An 18,120-nucleotide genomic window follows, 5' to 3' on the forward strand; every position below is an offset into this window, starting at 1 on the left:
AGACATTCCCCATGACCATCCGGAGGACGACCATGCGCGCTACCAGCCACGCCAACGGCAAGGATCTGAGCAAGGAGATCGCCGCCCTCAAGGCCCAGCTCGAGGACCTCGCCGAATCGATGAACGGTACCGGCCAGTCGATGGTCGCCCGGGGCGAGGAGGTCGTGGAGGACACCCTCAAGGCGGCGCGCGAACTGATCGCCAAGTACGGCGACACCGCCAAGGCGATTGCCGACGACACGGTGGCCCTCAAGAACAAGGCGACGGACACGCTCGTGGAGCAGACCGAAGCGCGTCCGCTGACGACTCTGGCCGCGATCGCGGGTATTGGCTTTCTCGCAGGCTGGCTTTGTCGTCGGCAGTAATCGGCCGAAGCCAACAACCACCTCGCCCGTCGCGTCGGCGGCACCCTCGATGATCGGCCCCGTGCTCCGGGTCGCGGCCAATTCGGTCGCGGCCCGTTCGCTGCGCGCAGCCGCAGACAGTGCGCTGAACAATGCCCTCCTGACTTTAGGGGCGGCGTTGGCCGTTGCCGTGGGCGCCACGTTCCTGTCTTTCTCGGCCTACGCTTTTCTAGAAAGTCGGCTCGATCATGCGGGAGCGTCCGCGATCGTCGGTCTGTTCTGGGCAATGCTGGGCGGCAGCTATTTTGTCGCCACGCGCCGTCGCCGTACCTGAATCGGCGTAACCGATGCGAGCGGAGGCTTAACAGCCAGTCGCTCGCTCACCGGCCGGTCCTCCGAGAGAAGGACTTCCAGCCAGCGAAGTGAGGGGAGGTGGGCCGCCACGGTGCTGATCAGGATCAGCAACGGCACCGCCACGATCGCGCCCACCGCACCCCACATCCATCCCAGAAACGCGACACCCGCAAACACCGCTACGGTGTTGAGCGCGCAACGGCGGCTGACGAAGGTCGGAGTGATAAGCTGCGACTCGACGAAATGGATGGCCGCCAGGATCGCCGGCGCCGCCAACATGTGCGTCCAGTCGTCGTAGGTCAGCAGCGCGACGAACGCCACAAGCCCAATGGCCACGGGTGGTCCGATGAAGGGTACGAAGGACGCAAGCCCCACGAGGACGCCCCACAGGATGGGATTGGGGAACCCCAACAGCGCGAGCACGATGGTCGAGATCACGGCGACGAGGGAGTAGATGACCACGAGAGCGAACAGGTAGGTGCCGACCCGGTCGTTGATGTCCCGCATGACGCGCGCGATCCTCACCCGCGTGGTGAAGTTGATCGGCACCCGCAGGATCTGCCTCTTATGGTCGTTGCGATGCGCCAGGATCATGAACGAAAGCACCGCGGCATAGCCGATCTGCAACAACACCGCCGGCGTCGTGCTCATCAATTCCGAAATCAGTGATTTGTCCCGCACCACGACCTGTGCCGGTGGCTCCTCCTTTGCGCTGGTCTGCGGTTGCTGTGCCTGGGTTGCCTGCTCGACGCGATCCGTGAGCTGCTTCACGAAGGCCAGCGACTTGCGCAGCCCCTCGAGCTTCCGTTCCAGCGTGCGGGTCAGGTAAGGCGCCTGCTCAGCCCAGCTGGACAGAGCTGGGGCGGAGATCACCAGTAAGCCCCCAACCACCAGGGCGAGCAAGGAGACCGATGCACCTGCCGCAACGGTTGGCGGCAGTCGCAGGCGCTCGAATTTCTTCGCCACAGGCGTGAGGATCAGCGCGAGGACGATCGCAGCGGCAGTCGGAATGAGAAAGTCGCGCGCCAGATAGGCCACGACCCCGACGGCGCAAACCGCCAGAACGATGAGCGGACGCCGTATCGCCGACCCTCCGCGTAAATGGACAGTCGGAACCCGCAGGACTGAATTCTGGGACACGGAACCTCGCTGATCCGCAGTAACGCCCAGTTGAAGGGCGAGTTCCCGCGTGTTCCTCCCTGCGGGATCCGACGTTTGCACAAGGCCTCTCGCGGACCCTAGGCTCGACGCCGCATGCCGACATACGCTGACACCGTCCCCGTGATGGAACGCCACCGTTTCGAGGTGGCTTCCCTCGACCGCTACTTCCGCGAGAAGCTCGAGGGCTATCGCGGAGGCCTCGAAGTCCGGCAGTTTGACTCCGGCCATTCCAACCCGACCTTCTTCGTCGCCGCCGACATGGCGGAGGGCCGCTGCGACTTCGTGCTGCGCAAGAAACCGCCCGGTCAGCTGGTCGCCTCAGCGCATCAGGTTGATCGCGAGTTCCGCGTGATCTCCGCCCTCGCCGCGACCGACGTGCCCGTCGCGCCGGCCCTTCTGCTGTGCGACGACGACGCCGTCATCGGACAGATGTTCTACGTCATGCAAGCCGTGCCCGGCCGCATCCTCGTGAACCCGGCGATGCCTGACCAGACGCCGGCCGAGCGGACCGCCATCTTCGACTCGATGAACGAGGTGTTGGCACGCCTGCACAAGGTCGATCCCGCGAAGGTCGGGCTCGGTGACTACGGCCGCAGCGGCCAGTACATCGGCCGGCAGATCTCGCGCTGGAGCCGGCAATATGCCGAGCTCAAGACCGAAGACATCCCGGCCATGGACAAGCTCTCGTCCTGGCTGCCGGAGAACATCCCCGACGACGGCGATCCCACTACCATCGTCCATGGCGATTATCGCCTCGGCAACCTGATCGTGCATCCGACCGAGCCGCGGGTCGTGGCGGTTCTCGACTGGGAGCTGTCGACCCTCGGACATCCTCTGTGCGACGTCGCCTACAACTGCCTCGGCTATCACCTCGAGGAGCCGCCGCACGGCTTCGCCAAGGTCGACTTCGCGGCGCTGGGGCTTCCGACCGAGCAGGACTATGTCGCCGCTTACTGCCGGCGTACGGGGCGCTCGTCGATCCCCGACTGGAACTACTACCTCGCCTTCTCCCTGTTCCGGCTCGCCGCCATCGCCCAGGGCGTCTACCGCCGCGGCCTGCAAGGCAATTCGTCCAATCCCGAATCGATCAAGATGAGCAAGTCCGCACGAGAACGGGCCGAGCTCGCATGGAGTCTGGTGTCCTAAGAAAAAACGTCGCGGAGGAAACAAGAATGACAATCAAGAAGATCGGCCGGCGCACTTCGATTCTCATGACAGGGGCAGCCCTGGCGACGCCGCTCGCCGCCAGCGTGCGTGCGCAGCAGACCGGCCTGCCCGACAAGCCACTGAAGATCCTGGTCGGCTTCCCGGCCGGCGGCGGCACCGACGTGATGGCCCGCCTCATCGCCGAGCCGCTGAAGCAGCGTACCGGCCGCAACGTCATCATCGACAACAAGGCCGGCGCCTCCGGCACCATCGCCGTGGGCGACCTGAAGAACGCCCCGACCGACGGCACGACCATCGCCTACGTCCCCTCGGCGACCATCGTGCAGAAGCTCACCATGCCCGGCGTGCCGTTCGACCCGATGACCGACATCGCGCCGATCACGCTGGCCGGGACGGTCCAGACCGCCTTCTGCGTGTCGCCGACCATCGGCGTCAACTATCTCAAGGAATACATCGAGTGGCTGAAGAAGAACCCTACCCGCGCCTCCTTCGGCACGACGGCGCTGGGTTCCTTCACGCATTTCTTCGGCGTCATGGCCGGCAAGGCCGTCGGCATCCCGCTGGAGCCGGTCCCCTATCGCGGCGCCGCACCGCTGGTCGCCGACCTGCAGGGCGGCCATATCGCCGCCGGCTGCGGCGGCATCACCGACTTCCTGGAGCATCATCGCGCCGGCAAGGTGAAGGTCATCTTCACGTCCGGTGTGAAGCCCACGACATCGGCGCCTGAAATACCCACGATCAGCCAGCTCGGCTATCCGCAGCTCTCGATCCTCGGATGGTACGTCTTCTTCGCGCCGCCCAAGACCGCGGCCCCGTTGATCGACGCCTGGGGCAGGGAGCTGAAGGCGGTTCTGGCCATTCCCGAAATCCAGAAGAAGCTGGTCGAACTGGGGCTCGACGTCGAGACCTCGACACCCGCCCAGTTCACGGAGCGCATGACGGCCGATCTCGCCCGGTGGAAGACGATCATCGATTCGATCGGCTATAAGCCGCAGGGTTGATCCAACGGAGGCGAGTGCATGCCGGTCCTGAAGCGGCCCGATGCCGAGATCCACTATGAGGTCCATGGTAGCGGATTTCCGCTCCTGCTCTACGCGCCGGGTGGCCTGCGCTCTTCGATCGAGTTCTGGGGGCCCGGCGCCGACGGCGCGCCGCGCCCCTGGATGGACCCGCGGAGTGCGCTGGCCGACAAGTTCACCGTCATCTCGATGGACCAGCGCAATGCCGGCAAGTCGGTGGCCGGCGTAAAGCCCGACCATGGCTGGCACACGTTCGCCGCCGATCACCTGGCGCTGATGGACCATCTGGGCTTCGGACGCTTCGCCGTGATGGGCGGCTGCATCGGCGGCAGCTACTGTTTCGAGGCGATCGAACAGGCGCCCGACCGCGTCGCGGCGGCGGTTCTGCAGAACCCGATCGGACTGTGGAAGAACCGCGACACCTGGGACGAGGCCGTGAAAGGCTACAGCGCGACCGTGCGGGCACGCGACCCGTCTGTCACGGAAGAGACGCTCAGGAGCTTCGGCCAGAACATGTTCGGGCCGGACTTCGTCTTCTCCGTCCCGCGTGACTTCGTGAAGGCCTGCAAGACGCCGCTGCTGCTGCAGCCAGGCACCGACAAGCCGCATCCCGCCCCCACCAGCGACGAGATCGCGGCTCTCGCACCGAACATCGACGTCCAGAAGGACTGGCGGGGACCGAAGTTCCTGCAGGAGTCGATTGACCGCGTTCGCTCGTTTCTCGAAAAGAACACACAATGATGAAGAAACTCACGATCCTTCTCGTGACCCTGCTCACGACGACCGCGACGGCCCAGGCTCAGGAAGTCTGGGGTGCCGTCGCGACCGACAACGAACGTCTGTTCGGCGTTTCGGTCGGCATGGCGACACGCGAGGCCGCCGAGACCTCGGCCTTGGCCGAGTGCGGCCCGCTCGAGTGCAGGATCCGGATGGCCGCGCCGCAGCGCTGTATCGCCTACGCGCACAGCGACAACGGACAGGCCTCGGGTTACGGCGCAGCTCCCGCGAAACAGGACGCCGAACAGTCTGCCTGGAACGAGTGCAACGCGCGGGTCCCCAGCAACTCCTGCACGGTCCGCAGCGCACGCTGCTTCGAATAGGCGGCTGGACTGTCCGGCCCCAGGGAGATCAGCGCAGCCCCACCGGTCCCGACTGCTCGTCGAGCCATTTCCGCGCCTCGTGGAGATTCTGGAAAACTTTCACGATGCGCTTGCCTTCGGTCAGTTTCGCGAAGAGCTCGGCATTCTCGGCCGCCTGCCCGGGGCTGACGACGAACGCCAGGGGTCCACGCGGTCTGTCGTCGTTCTGCGCCAGGACGAGATTGGCCATCGCCTGGGCTCCTGCCTTGTCCATCGGGGTTGAGGGCGAGGCAATATCGATCAGCTTGCGATAGTGCACGACGCCGCTGGCCAGGACCTGGGTGACCGCGTCGCGAACGTCGTCAGCGGTGAACGCACCGCGGACGACGGCGATCACCAACCGGTTTGGATGGAACACATCGACATGGATCGGCATGGATTAAGGCCCAGGCTGCCCACATTCCACCGCATCCATGCGGCAGAGTGGCGCGCTTACCATGTCAGGTCGTTCGTGGAAACAGGAGTCGCGTGGTGGAGAAAATCGCCGTCATCGTCGTCGTCGCCGTGGTGGCCGGCGGCGCCCTCTACCTGTTCGGCCGGAATGTCTCTTCCCGGCAGCGATTGATCCGTTCGGCAGCGGCCACGGTCGCCGGCGCGCTCGCCGCCGCCGGCGCAGTCTATGGGCTCGAGGCGCTGACCGGCGACGATGCCCAGATGGTGGAAAATGCGATGACGGAGGCTCGTACGCTGCCCCTCGTCGGGCTGGTGCTGGCCGACGTGCCCGACTCCGAGGCACGCTTGCGCGCCACGCTGAAGGAGGAGTTGCGCAATCCAACGACGGAGGGCCCGCCGCGGCCCCTCGTATTGATGAGGGAACTGCGTGCTGCCTACATCGTGCCGGCCCTGCGGGCGACCGACGCTGCGGATGCCGAAGGCGTGCTGGCCGCACGCGTCGCCCTGATGCGGCATCTGCGCGGCACCAACGTCGCGGCCTGCCGTGAGTTGGCGCTGATCGGCATCCAGCGCGCCGACCGGCTCGATTCCCAGGGCCAGCACCTCATGCGCCAGATGCTGACGGCCATGGAAAAGGCCTATCGCTCAGGGCGGGCCGCCCTGACCTCGGGCGCGGCCGCGCCGCCGCCGGTGCCGAACGACACCGAGGCGCGTGAGCTGCTCGTGGAGGCTGGCCTCACGGCGGGAGATTTCGAGCAGCTGCAGAACCTCGCGAAGCTCTCGCCCGAGGAAGCCTGCGAACTAGGCATTCGTCTGAACGGTACCCCCTCCAAACTGCCCGCCGACCGGGCGGGCGGCCTCGCCCGCTATCTCGCGGCTGCGCAGTAGAAAGCCGGCTAAGCCACGACGGAGGCCACGACAGCCTTCAGGAGGGCAACGGCGTCCTGCGGCGACAGCCTGACCTGCAGGCCGCGCTGGCCGCCGTTGATATAGACGAGTTCGTGCGTCATCGCCTCCGCCTCGATCACGGTCCGCGTCGGCCGCATCTGCCCGAACGGGCTGATGCCGCCGACCTTGTAACCGGTTATCCGTTCGGCATCGGCCGGCTTCATCATCTCGGCTGACTTTCCCTTGAAAGCGGCCGCAAGCTTCTTCATCGAGACCTCGCGGTCCGACGGCACGATCACGCAGGCGGGCTTGCTATCGACCAGGGTCATCAGCGTCTTGAGCACACGCTGTGGTTCCTCGCCCAGAGCCTCGGCCGCCTGGAGCCCGACCTTGTCGGCATCGGGATCGTAGTCGTAGGTGTGGACGGCGAAGGCGACCCTCGCCTGCTCCAGCACCCTCGTGGCGCGCGTGACTTTCGACATCCCTGCTCCTCGCTCGACGAGAAACAGGATAGCGCCGTCGTTCGTCAGTTTCCCTTCAGAATTTTCGCCGTGGCGTCAGCGAAGACCTGGCATCCCAGCACGATGTCGGCGTCATGCGTGTTCTCGGTGAAGTGATGCGAGATGCCGCCGATCGAGGGCACGAACATCATGGCTGCCGGCATCTTGAGCCCGATCACCTGCGCATCGTGGCCCGCGCCCGACGGCATGCGCACATGCTTGTCCGGCGCATGAACGGCGGCCGCGTCCTCGATCGCCTCGAGGAAGCGCTCGTCCATCAGCAGCGGCTGGGTACGCGACAGGTTCACGCATTCGACGGTGCAGGGACTGCTCTTCTGGTGATCGGCCACGATCCCCATCAGCTTCGCCTCGAAACCCTGCAGTATCTTCTGGTCGGCGTCGCGGAACTGCAGGATCATTTCGGCCCGGCCGGGAACGATCGCCGGCGCGCCTGGCTCCAGCACCATCTTTCCCACCGTCCACACGCTACGCGGACCGGCAACGGCGGGGAACTTGTCCATTACGTCGTTGTAGAGCCGCATCATGGCCACGCCTGCATCCTTGCGGATCGGCATGGGCGTGGTGCCGGCATGGTTCTGGATGCCGCTGAAAGTCAGGCGGAACTGCATGATGCCGACGATCGCGGTCACGATCCCGATGTGCTTCTCGCCCGCTTCCAGCAGGCCGCCCTGCTCGATATGCGCTTCGAGATAGCCTCGATACCTGCCCTCCTCCAGATGCTCGCGCGGAACACCTTCGAGGCCGGCCGCCTTCAGCGCCTCGCGCATCGGCGTGCCCTCGTCGCGGTGCTTGGCCTTGTCGATGTCGGCCTCGGAGAAGATGCCGATGAAGGAGCGGCTCCCGGTCATCTGGCCCCAATGGCCTTCTTCGTCGGCCCACGAGGCGACGTCGACGGCGAGATGCGCCGTCTCCGGATCTTCCGCCAGCGCCCGCGCCACTTCGAGCCCATAGATCACGCCCATGACGCCGTCGAGCCAGCCGCCGCGCGGCTGAGTGTCCGAATGCGAGCCGATCAGAATGCGCGGACCGGTCTTGGGACTCTTGCCGATCACGGTGCCGATACCGTCGATCACCGGTTCGAGGCCCGCTTCCTTCATACGGGCCACGAGCCAGTGCCGGCTCTCGACGTCCTGCGGCGAGAGATGCGGACGATGCACGCCGGTCTGGTAGCGGCCGAAATCGGCAATGCGCCGCAGGTCGCCGAGCAGTCGTTCACCGTTGATCGTGGGCATTCTCTACCTCCCCTTCCTCATCCAGAGGAGCATCGCGCAGCGATGCGTCTCGAAGGATGGGCAACAAACGTGGTGCGGGATCTCATCCTTCGAGACACGGCTCTCGGGGCCGCTCCTCAGGATCAGGATTTGCGTATTCATCAGTTCAAGTGCGCCGCGACCCACGCGGCAAGGGAAAGCAGCCGGTCGTCCGCGTGACGCTGGCCGACGAGTTGGACGCCGAGCGGCAGGCCCCGCGGACCGGTGCCGGCCGGCAGGGTCACGCAGGGCGTGCCCGCGAGCGTCCAGATCGAGTTGAAGATCGGATCACCCGTGAAGGCGATCCCCTTTGGCGCCTCGCCGGGGGCACTGGGCGTCAGGAGAAGGTCGACCTTCTCGAACATCGAATCGACATGCGCCTTGAAGGCCGTGGCCTTGCGTTGCGCGGCTACGTAGCGCTCGAAGGACACGGCAAGGCCGCGCTTCATCGGGCCGTTCATCAGCTCGTCGCTCATCTTGTCGGGATTGCGCAGCCGCTCGTCGGCATAGTTGCGCACGCTCTCGAAACCAGTGATCGCGGCATGATCGTCGATGATGTCGCCAAAGGGGGTGGCAAAGGCCACGTCGACCACGGAGGCGCCCTTGTCCGAGAGCCGCGTCGCCGTCTCCTCGATCAGCGCCTTGGTCTCCGGTTCGGCTTTGTCCCAGACTGGCGAACGGCAGACGCCAATGCGCGGCCGGCCGATGGTTCGATCGATGCCAACCGGCGGCAGTTTCAGCACGGCCGCGCGGAACAGCGCGATATCGTCGAGCGTGCGCGCCATCAGGCCAAGCGTATCGACCGAGTGACATTGCATCTTGATACCGACGCGGCTGAAGTCGCCGAAAGTCGGCTTGTATCCGACCACGCCGCAATAGGCGGCCGGCCGGATCACGGATCCGCCGGTCTGCGTGCCGAAGGCCAGCGGCACATGGCCGTCGGCCACCGCCGCGGCCGACCCGGACGACGAGCCGCCCGGCGTATGCCCGTGATCATGCGGGTTCGTGGTGGCGCCGGCATGACGATTGGCGAACTCGGTCGTCACCGTCTTGCCCATGATGACGGCGTTGGCGGTCCGGCAGAGCGCCACGCAGGCCGCATCGCCGAACGGCACCTTGCCCTCGAAGATCGGCGAGTTGTGGCCGGTCGGCATGTCGTAGGTGTCGATGATGTCCTTCACGCCGATCGGAATGCCGCGCAACAGGCCGCCGCTTGCCGCATCGGCGGCCTTGGCTTGTGCGATGGCCTGATCGGGATCGATATGGGCCCAGGCTTTCACGATCCCGTCACGCTGGGCGATGCGGTTGAGACAGCCGCGCACCAGTTTCTCTGCGGTCAGCGTACCGGCCTCGATGGCGGTCACGGCTTCGACGGCGGTGATCTCCCTCATGACAGCACGCTCTGCGCCCAGGCCGCGATGTCGAGCAGGCCCGCATCCTCGTGCTGGCGACCGACCAGTTGCACGCCGACCGGCAGGTCCGTCGGCCCCTTGGTCAAGGGCAAGGTCACGCACGGCATCCAGAGATAGGTCCAGAGCAGGTTGAAGGTTGCCTCGCCGGTGTGGCCGAGACCGAGCGGTGCCTCGCCCTTGGCCGGCGCCGTCAGGATGACGTCGATCTCGTCGAACAACACATCGACAGCGGCACGGCCGGTCTCGCCCAGCTTGCGGGCAGCGACCCAGGTGGCATAGTCGATCTTCGACCCGGCCTCGAGCTTGTCCCTCCTCAGGCTGTCGCTCAGCAGCCCGGGAAAGCGCCGCGCCTCGTCGGCATGGGCGCGTGGTCCATCGAAAGCTGACAGGGTCTTCTGGCCTTGGGTCATGTCGCGCACCGGCGCCGGCAGTTCGATCTCCGTCACTTGGGCGCCGGCCCGGGCGAACGCCGCAGCCGCATCGTTCACGGCCTGGGTGCCTTCGGGCGAGAGTTCATCGCGATGATGCGTAAAGGCAACGGCGATCCGCGGCGGTCGCCCGACCTTCGCGATCGGCAGGTAGGGAATCGCCAGGAGGGCTGCCCGGAAGAGGGCAATGTCCTCGACGCTGCGCGCATAGGCGCCGATCGTGTCGAGCCACTCCGTGTTTGCTTTCATACCGGCCGGCGCAAAATGCCCGTAGCTCGGCTTGTAGCCGACGATGCCGCAGAAGGCGGCGGGACGGATCACCGAACCGCCGGTCTGCGTACCGGTCCCGAGCACGCTCTGGAAGTCCGCGACGGCGGCCGCCGAGCCGGACGAGGACCCCCCGGGCGTATGCGCCGGATTGTACGGGTTCTTCGTCGGGCCGGGATGGCGATTGGCGAACTCCGTGGTCACCGTCTTGCCGAGCAGGATGGCACCGGCGTCGCGCGCCAGCGCCACGGTCGCGGCATCGGCCAGCGGCTGGTGTGTGCGGTAAATCGGTGAGCCATAGGTCGTCGGTTGGTCGAAGGAATCGATGATGTCCTTCACCCCCATCGGGATGCCGTGCAGCAGGCCCTTGCGTGGTCCGCGATCGAGCACTCTGGCGGTTTGCAGGGCAGCCTCGCGCGCGAGATGCGACCAGGCGAGCACGGCGGCGTCGCGCTCGTCGATGCGTTCGAGATGATCGCGCACGATCGCCTCGGCGGTTGCCGTCCCGCCGTCCAGTCGTTGCGCGAGTTCGGTAGCGGTGAGCGTGTTGAGCGCGGCCATGATCGCCAGCAAAACAGCAAGAACCATGCCGCGTCCAGCGTCCCGCGCCGTGGCTCGCTTCGTGCTTCGCGCAACGGAACCACGGAGGTTTTGCATGCTCACCCGCCGCGCCGCGCTTCTTGCCGGCACTGCCCTTCCCTTCATCGGCTCGAGTTCGGCCAAGGCTCAGCAGGCCTCGACCCTGCGGATCGCCATGACGCTCGCAGACATTCCGGCGACCGACGGCGCGCCCGACCAGGGCACCGAAGGCATCCGCTTCATGGGCTACACGATGTACGACCCACTGGTCGCCTGGGATCTGTCGTCCGCGACGGCACCAGCGAAGCTGGTGCCCGGCCTCGCGACCAAGTGGTACCAGGACCCGGCCGATCCCACGAAATGGATCTTCGAACTGCGCCGGGGCGTGAAGTTCCACGACGGATCGGACTTCAATGCCGACGCGGTGATCTTCAGCATCGATCGCGCGCTGAACGACAAGTCGCCGGTCTTCGACCGCGTCGGGCGCAGCGTGCTGCTCGCGGCCCTGTGGCCGCTGGTCGGGTATCGCAAGATCGACGATTACAAGGTCGAGCTTCAGACCAAGGGCGTCGACACGATCATGCCCTCGCTGCTCAACCGCTTCCCGATCTCGAGCCCGGCCAACTTCGAGAAGGTCGGCCGCGACTGGCAGGCCTATCGCAAGTCGCCATCGGGCACCGGCCCGTGGAAAATGAAGTCGTGGACGCCGCGCGAGCGTGCCGAGTTGGAGCGCAACAACGACTATTGGAACAAGGAGCGTCTGCCCAAGACCGAGCGCATGGTGCTACTGCCGATCCCCGACGTCTCGACCCGCACGGCGGCCCTGCTGTCGGGCCGGGTCGACTGGATCGAGGCGCCCGCACCCGATTCACTCGACAAGCTGCGCGCCGGCGGCTGCAAGATCGAGACGAATGCGATCCCGCACATGTGGCCCTATACGCTCAGCATGCTGCCGGGCGCGCCGACCGCAGACATTCGCGTCCGCAAGGCGCTGAACCTCGCAATCGATCGCGACGCAATGGTGAAGCTGCTGAACGGCCTCGCCGCCCCTGCCGTCGGCTGCGTGCCGGCCGACCATCCGTGGTTCGGCAACCCGACCTTCAAGATCCGCTACGATCCGGCAGAATCGAAGAAGCTGCTGGCCGAGGCAGGCTACGGACCGCAGAAGAAGCTCAAGATGAAGGTGGCGATCTCGACCTCCGGCTCGGGTCAGATGTACCCGTTGATCATGAACGAGTTCATTCAGCAGCAGTTTGCCGAGGTCGGCGTCGAACTCGAGTTCCAGGTGATGGACTGGAATGCCCTGCTGAACTTCATGCGCCAGGGGGCCAAGGCGCCCGAGGCGGCCACGTTCAGCGCCATCAACGTCAGCTGGAACACGATGGACCCGCACAACGCCTTCATGCGCTTCGTCGACAGCCAGCAGGTTCCGCCCAAGGGCTCGAACTGGGGCTACATCAACGATCCGGAGTTCGACAAGCTCGCCGCCGAAGCGCGCAGCACCTCAGATCCGGCGGCCCTCGACAAGGTGCTGGCGAAGATCAACACCCGCATGGTGGACGAGGCCGTGTTCGTCTGGTTCGTCCATGATGTCTGGCCGAACGCGATCTCGTCCAAGGTGATGGGCTACGTCCATCCCAAGAGCTGGTACGTCGACTTCTCACCCGTCACCGTGGGCTAACCCGGCTTGCGCTGCGACCAGCCGATATAGAGGCCGGCGCCGACGATGATCGCGGCGCCGACCCAGCCCACGAAATCCGGGAAATCGCCGAAGAAGAGGTAGCCCACGACCACCGAGCCGATGAGCTGCATGTACTGGAACGGCGCCACGATGTTGGCCGGCGCATAGGCAAGCGCCCGAGCCACGAAATAGTGGCCCATGGCGCCGAGCACGCCGAGGCTGCAGAAGAAGATGATGTCGCGAGCACCGTGCGGCGTCTTCCAGACGAAGGGCAGAACCAGCAGCATGCCGAAGCTGCCCACGATCGAGCTGTAGATGGCCGAGGTTTCCGGCGTGTCGATGGCGGAGATGAGGCGCGTCAGCACCTGATAGACCGCGTAACAACACGCACTCAGCAGCGAGAGCAATGCCGCCCACTGGAAGACGGCGCTGCCCGGCTGGATCAGGATCAGCATGCCCACGAAGCCAACCACGAGCGCCCCGATATGGCTGCGCGCAGCCCGCTCTCCCAAAACGAGCCAGGCGAGCGGCAGCACCAGCAGCGGCGCCATCATGGTGATCGCCGCCGCCTTGCCGAGCGGGATGTAGACGATGGCGAGGAAGCTCGCGACGTTCGAGGTGAACAGCATCAGCGAGCGCAGGAGCTGCGTGCCGATCCGGCGAGTGCGGAGCATGCCAAGCCCGAAACGGGGCACGAAGAAGATCAACATGAACACGATGTGCCCGAAGGCCCGTGCCCAGGAGATCTGCAGCGTGTTGTAGTCCGCGCCGAGAATCTTCGCGAAGCCGCTCATGATCGGAAACAGCAGACCAGCGCCGCACATGAAGAGAATGCCAGCCAGGATGCGCTGGCCGGCACGCGCTGGCTGGGCCGCCGGTTGCTTCAATGCCCCGGCTTCGCGGCTTGCAGCGCCTCCCAGACGCGCGCCGGCGTCGCCGGCATCTCAAGACGCTCGACGCCTGCCGGCCGCAGCGCGTCCAAGACGGCGGCCATCACCGTCTGTGGAGCACCGATGCAGCCCGCTTGGCCGGAGCCCTTTACGCCGAGCGGATTGGCATCGGTCGGCCGCTCCACCAGCTCGATGTCGAAGAAGGGCAAGTCGGCCGCACGCGGCAGCGTGTAGTCCATCAGCGAGCCGCTGAGGAGCTGACCGGACTGCGCATCGTAGACCGTGTGCTCCACCAAGGCCTGGCCGATTCCCTGCGCGAGGCCGCCCTGCACCTGGCCCTCGGTTAGCATCGGGTTGATCAGGCGACCGTAATCGTCGACCGCGGTGTAGCGTAGCAGGTCGGTCGCGCCGGTCTCGGGGTCGATCTCGACCTCGGCGACATGACAGCCGCTCGGGAAGGTGAAGACGTCGGTGATGTTCAAGACGTGCTCGCCGAGCCCGGGCGACATGCCTTCGGGCAGGTTCGCCGCATCCTGCGCGCTGCCGGCCAGCGTCGCGAGATCGACGGCGCGATCGCTGCCGTGCACCGTGAAACGCCCTTCTTCGTAATCGAGCTCATGCTCGCTCGCTTGCAAGAGATGGGCCGCCAGCCGGCGCGCTTTCGCAAGAGCTGCCTCCATGGCCTTGACCAGCGCCGCACCGCCCATGTGCATCGAGCGCGCCCCGCCATGGCCTGCACCGCTCCTCACGGCACGTGTGTCGGCCTGGACGTAGCGGAATGTCTCGATGGACAGGCCGAGATGCCGCGAGGCGATCTGGGCGAACGACGTCTCGTGTCCCTGCCCGTTCGACTCGGTGCCGACCGCGATGGTCACGCTGCCGTCCGGCTCGAAGCGCACTTCCGCGCCTTCGTTCGGTGCGCCGCGCGAGGTTTCGAGGAAGCAGGCAACGCCGAGACCGCGCAGACGGCCTCGCGTGCGCGACTCAGCGCGCCTCGCCTCGAAACCCGGGGCGCGCGCCACCGCGGTATCGAGATTGGCCACGAAGCCGCCGGAGTCGATTGCCATGCCCATTGCGGTCCGGTGCGGGAACGAGGCGATCAGGTTCTGCCGCCGTAGCGCCGCAGGATTCCGGCCGAGCACCCGCGCCGCGGCCTCGATGGCGCGTTCGACGATGTAGTTGGCCTCGGGCTTGCCCGCACCGCGATAGGCATCGACCGGCACCGTGTTGGTGAAGGCGCCGCGCACATCGACGGCGATCGCGGGAATGTCGTAGACGCCGCCCTGCGCCGTCGAGGCGGCGACTACGGACGCGCCGGGCCCGTTGGCCGACAGATAGGCGCCGAGGTTGGCGACCATCGCCACGTCGAGCGCGAGGATACGGCCTGTCGGGTCGAGCGCGATCCGCGCCGTCGCCTCGATGTCCCGACCTTGCGCCCCCATCACGAAGTCCTCGGCGCGGTTGGCGACCCACCGCACCGGGCGCTTCAGGCGGCGCGCCGCCCACAGAAGCAGGATCCACTCGGGATAGAGAAAGTTCTTCATCCCGAAGCCGCCGCCGACATCGGGCGCGTGCAGCTGGATCTGCTCGGGCGCCACCTTGAAGATGAACTCAGCGAGCTGGCGGCGGATGCCGTGCAGGCCTTGCCCCGTCAGTTCAAGATCCATCGTGTCGGTGGCGGCATCGTAGCGTGCGATCCCCGCACGCGGCTCGAGCGGCACGACGATGACGCGATTGTTCGTCACGTCGACCTCGACGATGTGCGCGGCGTCCTTCATTGCCTCGGCGACAGCGGCATGGTCGCCGCGCTGCACATGATAGGCAAGATTGCCGGGTGCCTCGTCCCACAGGGACGGCGCGCCCTCTGCCAATGCCGCGCGACCATCGACGACCGAAGGCAGCGGCTCATAGGCGATCGCGATCCGCTCCGCCGCCTCGCGCGCCAGCTCTGCACTGTCGGCCACCACGAAGCAGACCGGATCACCGACGTGACGGACCCGGCCCGCTGCCAGCGCCGGACGCGGCGGTACGATCAACGGTTTCACGGCAGTGAGGCAGGGCATGAGGCCCAACCCGTCTACCGCCAGGTCGTCCCCCGTCGCAACGAGATGCACGCCCGCCATCGAGACCGCCGGCGAAACGTCGATAGAAGCGATCAGGGCATGAGCATGCAACGAGCGCAGCACGTAGCCATGCAGCGCTTCAGGCTCGGCAATGTCGTCGACATACCGGCCGCGACCGGTGAGGAACCGCGCGTCCTCGAGGCGTCGTATCGATCTCGTGTCCTGGCTTCCATCCACCACGTGGTCTCTCCCGAACCGTTCGCTTGTGACGACCATACACCATTGACGGGTCGCAACGACGGGCGGAGGCTCCCGTCCCTTGGCTCACATCCAGCCTTTCGGAGAAATCCCATGATCGATCTACACTACTGGCCGACGCCCAATGGCAAGAAGGTCACCATCCTGCTCGAGGAATGTGGCCTGCCCTACAAGATCGTGCCGGTGAACATCGGACAGGGAGACCAGTTCACCGATGCCTTCCTCGAGATGAATCCCAATCACCGCATGCCGGTGATGGTCGACACGTCGCCTGCCGATGGCGGCAAGCCGCTGGTCGTCTTCGAGTCCGGCGCCATCATGATGTACATCGCCGAGAAGGCCGGGAAGTTCTACCCGCAGGACCTGCGCACCAAGCACGAGGTGAACGAATGGCTGATCTGGCAGATGGCCAATCAGGGACCGAAGAGCGGCGAGTGCGGCCACTTCCGGCGTGTCGATCAGGCCAAGGAAGGCGACCAGAGCTATGCGATCAGGCGTTTCACCGATGAGGTGAACCGGCTGTACGGCGTGCTGAACAACCGCCTCTACAAGCGCAGGTACCTGGCGGGCGACCAATACACGATCGCCGACATGATCTGTTACCCGTGGACGGTGAACTGGAAGTTCCAGGGCCAGGAGATAGAGGAATTCCCCTACTTCAAACGCTGGTTCGAGGAACTCGGAGCGCGTCCCGCCGTCGAGAAGGGCATGGCGGTCGGTGCCGACTTCTCGGTCGATCGCGAGAAGCTCCCGCCCGAGGAGCAGGAGCGTATCCGCAAGATGCTCTATAACCAGCGCGCCCGCCCGGTGCGCGCGGCGTAATCTCTACAGGCGCTGCTCGCTGGAGAGGGGCGGTGCCACCTCCTCCAGCGACTTGCGCTCCGCCGAAACGCCAAGTTTCAGGGTCACCAGTGCCGCCGCGATCATCAGCGCGGCGCCCAGCAGGTAGCCCCACATGATCTCGGTCGAGCTGCCGCCGGCGATCAGCACCCCGAACAGCCACGGCCCGCCGACTCCGCCGATCAAGGTACCGAAAGCATAGAACAAGGCGATGGTGAGCGCCCGTATCTCGAGCGGGAAGCATTCGCCAACCGTGAGATAGGCGGCACTCGCTGCCGCCGAGGCGAAGAAGAAGACGAGGCTCCACATGGCCGTCTGGGTCGTGGCGTCGAGATGGCCGGCATCGAACATCCAGCCCGTGACCGCCAGCAGCACGCCCGAGATCGCATAGGTGGCCGTGATCATCTGCCGGCGCCCAAGCGTGTCGAAGAGCGGCCCCAGCAGCAACGGCCCGAGGAAGTTGCCGATGGCGAAGGGCAGGATGTAGAGGCCGACCTTGTCGCCCGGCACATTGTAGAAATTGGTCAGGATCAGCGCGTAGGTGAAGAAGATCGCGTTGTAGACGAAGGCCTGCGAGGCCATCAGCACCAGGCCGAGGATCGTGCGGCTGCGATAGTGCTTGAGCAGGGTTCGCGCGACGGAGACCATCGTTGTCTTGTGCGGATCGCCGAGCGTCAGCCACCGCGTCACCGGCTCCAGTTTCCGGCCCGTCTCGGCTTCCACCCGAGCCTCGATCTCCTCGACGACGCCCTCCGCCTCGCGCGGCTTGCCATGGATCATCAGCCAGCGCGGGCTCTCCGGCAGGAAGCGCCTTAGATAGAGGATGACGAGCCCCAGCACGGCGCCGCTGCCGAAGGCGACGCGCCAGCCCATGTCGGGGTCGAGAACGTTGGGATCCAGCAGCCAGACCGACAGCAGCGCGCCGCCGGCCGCACCGATCCAGAAGCTGCCGTTGATCGCGAGATCGATGCGACCCCGCAGCCGTGCCGGAATAAGTTCCTGAATCGCGGAATTTATGGCCGAATACTCGCCGCCGATGCCCGCGCCGGTCAGGAAGCGGAAGAACAGGAAGCTGTAGAAGTCCCACGAAAAGGCGGTGGCCGCCGTCGCGACGAGATAGACGCCCAGAGTGACGTTGAAGAGCTTCTTGCGGCCCAGCCGATCGGTGAGATGCCCGAAGAACAGCGAGCCCAGCACCGCACCTGCGAGATAGGCGCTGCCCGTCAGGCCGACCTGCTCGGCCGTCAGTTGCAGGCGCGGGCTCGTCTGCAGCGCCGCCGCGACGGAGCCCGCCAAGGTGACTTCCAGGCCGTCGAGAATCCAAGTGATGCCCAATGCCACGACGACGAGCCGATGGAAACGGCTCCATGGGAGTCGGTCGAGGCGGGCGGGGACGTCGGTGCGCACAGCCGATGCAACGCATAAGCATCGCGAAAGTTCAAATGTGTTGGCCATCAACGCCGCCG

Annotated in this window: 18 protein-coding genes; 9 read left to right on the forward strand and 9 right to left on the reverse strand. The window is 65.9% G+C overall.

What is annotated here, in order from left to right; translation table 11 throughout:
* Nucleotides 1-32: 32 nt before the first annotated feature.
* Entirely contained in the window at nt 33-365 is a 333-nt protein-coding gene (locus tag ACT6UX_RS10135; RefSeq protein ID WP_444775031.1) for a hypothetical protein, read from the forward strand.
* A gap of 49 nt (nt 366-414) precedes the next feature.
* A complete protein-coding gene (locus ACT6UX_RS10140; RefSeq protein WP_444775032.1) occupies nt 415-678 on the forward strand; it encodes a hypothetical protein in 264 nt (87 codons plus the stop codon).
* Here the strand turns inward: ACT6UX_RS10140 and ACT6UX_RS10145 are convergent.
* A complete protein-coding gene (locus ACT6UX_RS10145; protein WP_444775033.1) occupies nt 645-1,994 on the reverse strand; it encodes an AI-2E family transporter in 1,350 nt (449 codons plus the stop codon). The genes ACT6UX_RS10140 and ACT6UX_RS10145 overlap by 34 nt on opposite strands.
* Between ACT6UX_RS10145 and ACT6UX_RS10150 the strand changes: the two genes are divergently transcribed.
* The 4 genes from ACT6UX_RS10150 to ACT6UX_RS10165 are packed head-to-tail and all read left to right on the forward strand — an operon-like array spanning nt 1,953 to nt 5,145.
* A complete protein-coding gene (locus ACT6UX_RS10150) occupies nt 1,953-3,005 on the forward strand; it encodes a phosphotransferase (RefSeq protein ID WP_444775034.1) in 1,053 nt (350 codons plus the stop codon). The genes ACT6UX_RS10145 and ACT6UX_RS10150 overlap by 42 nt on opposite strands.
* Nucleotides 3,006-3,031: 26 nt before the next feature.
* A complete protein-coding gene (locus ACT6UX_RS10155) occupies nt 3,032-4,027 on the forward strand; it encodes a Bug family tripartite tricarboxylate transporter substrate binding protein (RefSeq protein ID WP_444775035.1) in 996 nt (331 codons plus the stop codon).
* Nucleotides 4,028-4,045: 18 nt separating this feature from the next.
* On the forward strand, nt 4,046-4,786 hold the full coding sequence (locus ACT6UX_RS10160) for an alpha/beta fold hydrolase (RefSeq protein ID WP_444775036.1): 741 nt from the start codon (nt 4,046-4,048) through the stop codon (nt 4,784-4,786).
* A complete protein-coding gene (locus ACT6UX_RS10165) occupies nt 4,783-5,145 on the forward strand; it encodes a DUF4189 domain-containing protein (protein WP_444775037.1) in 363 nt (120 codons plus the stop codon). Before ACT6UX_RS10160 ends, ACT6UX_RS10165 begins: the two co-directional genes overlap by 4 nt.
* Before the next feature lie 28 nt (nt 5,146-5,173).
* On the opposite strand, the gene ACT6UX_RS10170 is transcribed toward ACT6UX_RS10165, so the two are convergent.
* Entirely contained in the window at nt 5,174-5,560 is a 387-nt protein-coding gene (locus ACT6UX_RS10170) for a hypothetical protein (protein ID WP_444775038.1), read from the reverse strand.
* Between the two features lie 95 nt (nt 5,561-5,655).
* Here ACT6UX_RS10170 and ACT6UX_RS10175 point away from each other — a divergent pair, with 95 nt between their 5' ends.
* Nucleotides 5,656-6,465, forward strand: coding sequence for a hypothetical protein (locus tag ACT6UX_RS10175; RefSeq protein WP_444775039.1), 810 nt, complete (start codon nt 5,656-5,658; stop codon nt 6,463-6,465).
* 8 nt (nt 6,466-6,473) lie between these two features.
* On the opposite strand, the gene ybaK is transcribed toward ACT6UX_RS10175, so the two are convergent.
* The 4 genes from ybaK to ACT6UX_RS10195 form a co-directional block, all read right to left on the reverse strand.
* Nucleotides 6,474-6,947, reverse strand: a complete 474-nt coding sequence (ybaK, locus tag ACT6UX_RS10180; RefSeq protein ID WP_444775040.1) for a Cys-tRNA(Pro) deacylase — start codon at nt 6,945-6,947, stop codon at nt 6,474-6,476.
* A 44-nt stretch (nt 6,948-6,991) separates the two neighbouring features.
* A complete protein-coding gene (locus ACT6UX_RS10185; RefSeq protein ID WP_444775041.1) occupies nt 6,992-8,218 on the reverse strand; it encodes a hydantoinase/carbamoylase family amidase in 1,227 nt (408 codons plus the stop codon).
* Between the two features lie 140 nt (nt 8,219-8,358).
* A complete protein-coding gene (locus tag ACT6UX_RS10190; RefSeq protein ID WP_444775042.1) occupies nt 8,359-9,627 on the reverse strand; it encodes an amidase in 1,269 nt (422 codons plus the stop codon).
* Nucleotides 9,624-10,931: an amidase gene (locus ACT6UX_RS10195; RefSeq protein WP_444775043.1), complete on the reverse strand. Its 1,308-nt coding sequence runs from the start codon at nt 10,929-10,931 to the stop codon at nt 9,624-9,626. Before ACT6UX_RS10195 ends, ACT6UX_RS10190 begins: the two co-directional genes overlap by 4 nt.
* Before the next feature lie 67 nt (nt 10,932-10,998).
* On the opposite strand from ACT6UX_RS10195, the gene ACT6UX_RS10200 reads away from it, so the two are divergent.
* Nucleotides 10,999-12,603 carry an ABC transporter substrate-binding protein gene (locus tag ACT6UX_RS10200; RefSeq protein WP_444775044.1) on the forward strand — a complete coding sequence of 535 codons (1,605 nt, stop codon included), beginning with the start codon at nt 10,999-11,001 and terminating at the stop codon, nt 12,601-12,603.
* Here the strand turns inward: ACT6UX_RS10200 and ACT6UX_RS10205 are convergent.
* The gene (locus tag ACT6UX_RS10205) at nt 12,600-13,490 is read right to left on the reverse strand and encodes a DMT family transporter (RefSeq protein ID WP_444775045.1); all 891 of its coding nucleotides are present in this window, start codon (nt 13,488-13,490) and stop codon (nt 12,600-12,602) included. The genes ACT6UX_RS10200 and ACT6UX_RS10205 overlap by 4 nt on opposite strands.
* Nucleotides 13,487-15,796 carry a xanthine dehydrogenase family protein molybdopterin-binding subunit gene (locus tag ACT6UX_RS10210; protein WP_444775046.1) on the reverse strand — a complete coding sequence of 770 codons (2,310 nt, stop codon included), beginning with the start codon at nt 15,794-15,796 and terminating at the stop codon, nt 13,487-13,489. Before ACT6UX_RS10210 ends, ACT6UX_RS10205 begins: the two co-directional genes overlap by 4 nt.
* Nucleotides 15,797-15,907: 111 nt before the next feature.
* Between ACT6UX_RS10210 and ACT6UX_RS10215 the strand changes: the two genes are divergently transcribed.
* Entirely contained in the window at nt 15,908-16,636 is a 729-nt protein-coding gene (locus ACT6UX_RS10215; protein ID WP_444775047.1) for a glutathione S-transferase N-terminal domain-containing protein, read from the forward strand.
* 3 nt (nt 16,637-16,639) lie between these two features.
* On the opposite strand, the gene ACT6UX_RS10220 is transcribed toward ACT6UX_RS10215, so the two are convergent.
* On the reverse strand, nt 16,640-18,109 hold the full coding sequence (locus ACT6UX_RS10220) for an MFS transporter (RefSeq protein ID WP_444775048.1): 1,470 nt from the start codon (nt 18,107-18,109) through the stop codon (nt 16,640-16,642).
* Nucleotides 18,110-18,120 lie beyond the last annotated feature (11 nt).

The organism is Reyranella sp. (genome assembly GCF_052439685.1).
Lineage (GTDB): Bacteria > Pseudomonadota > Alphaproteobacteria > Reyranellales > Reyranellaceae > Reyranella.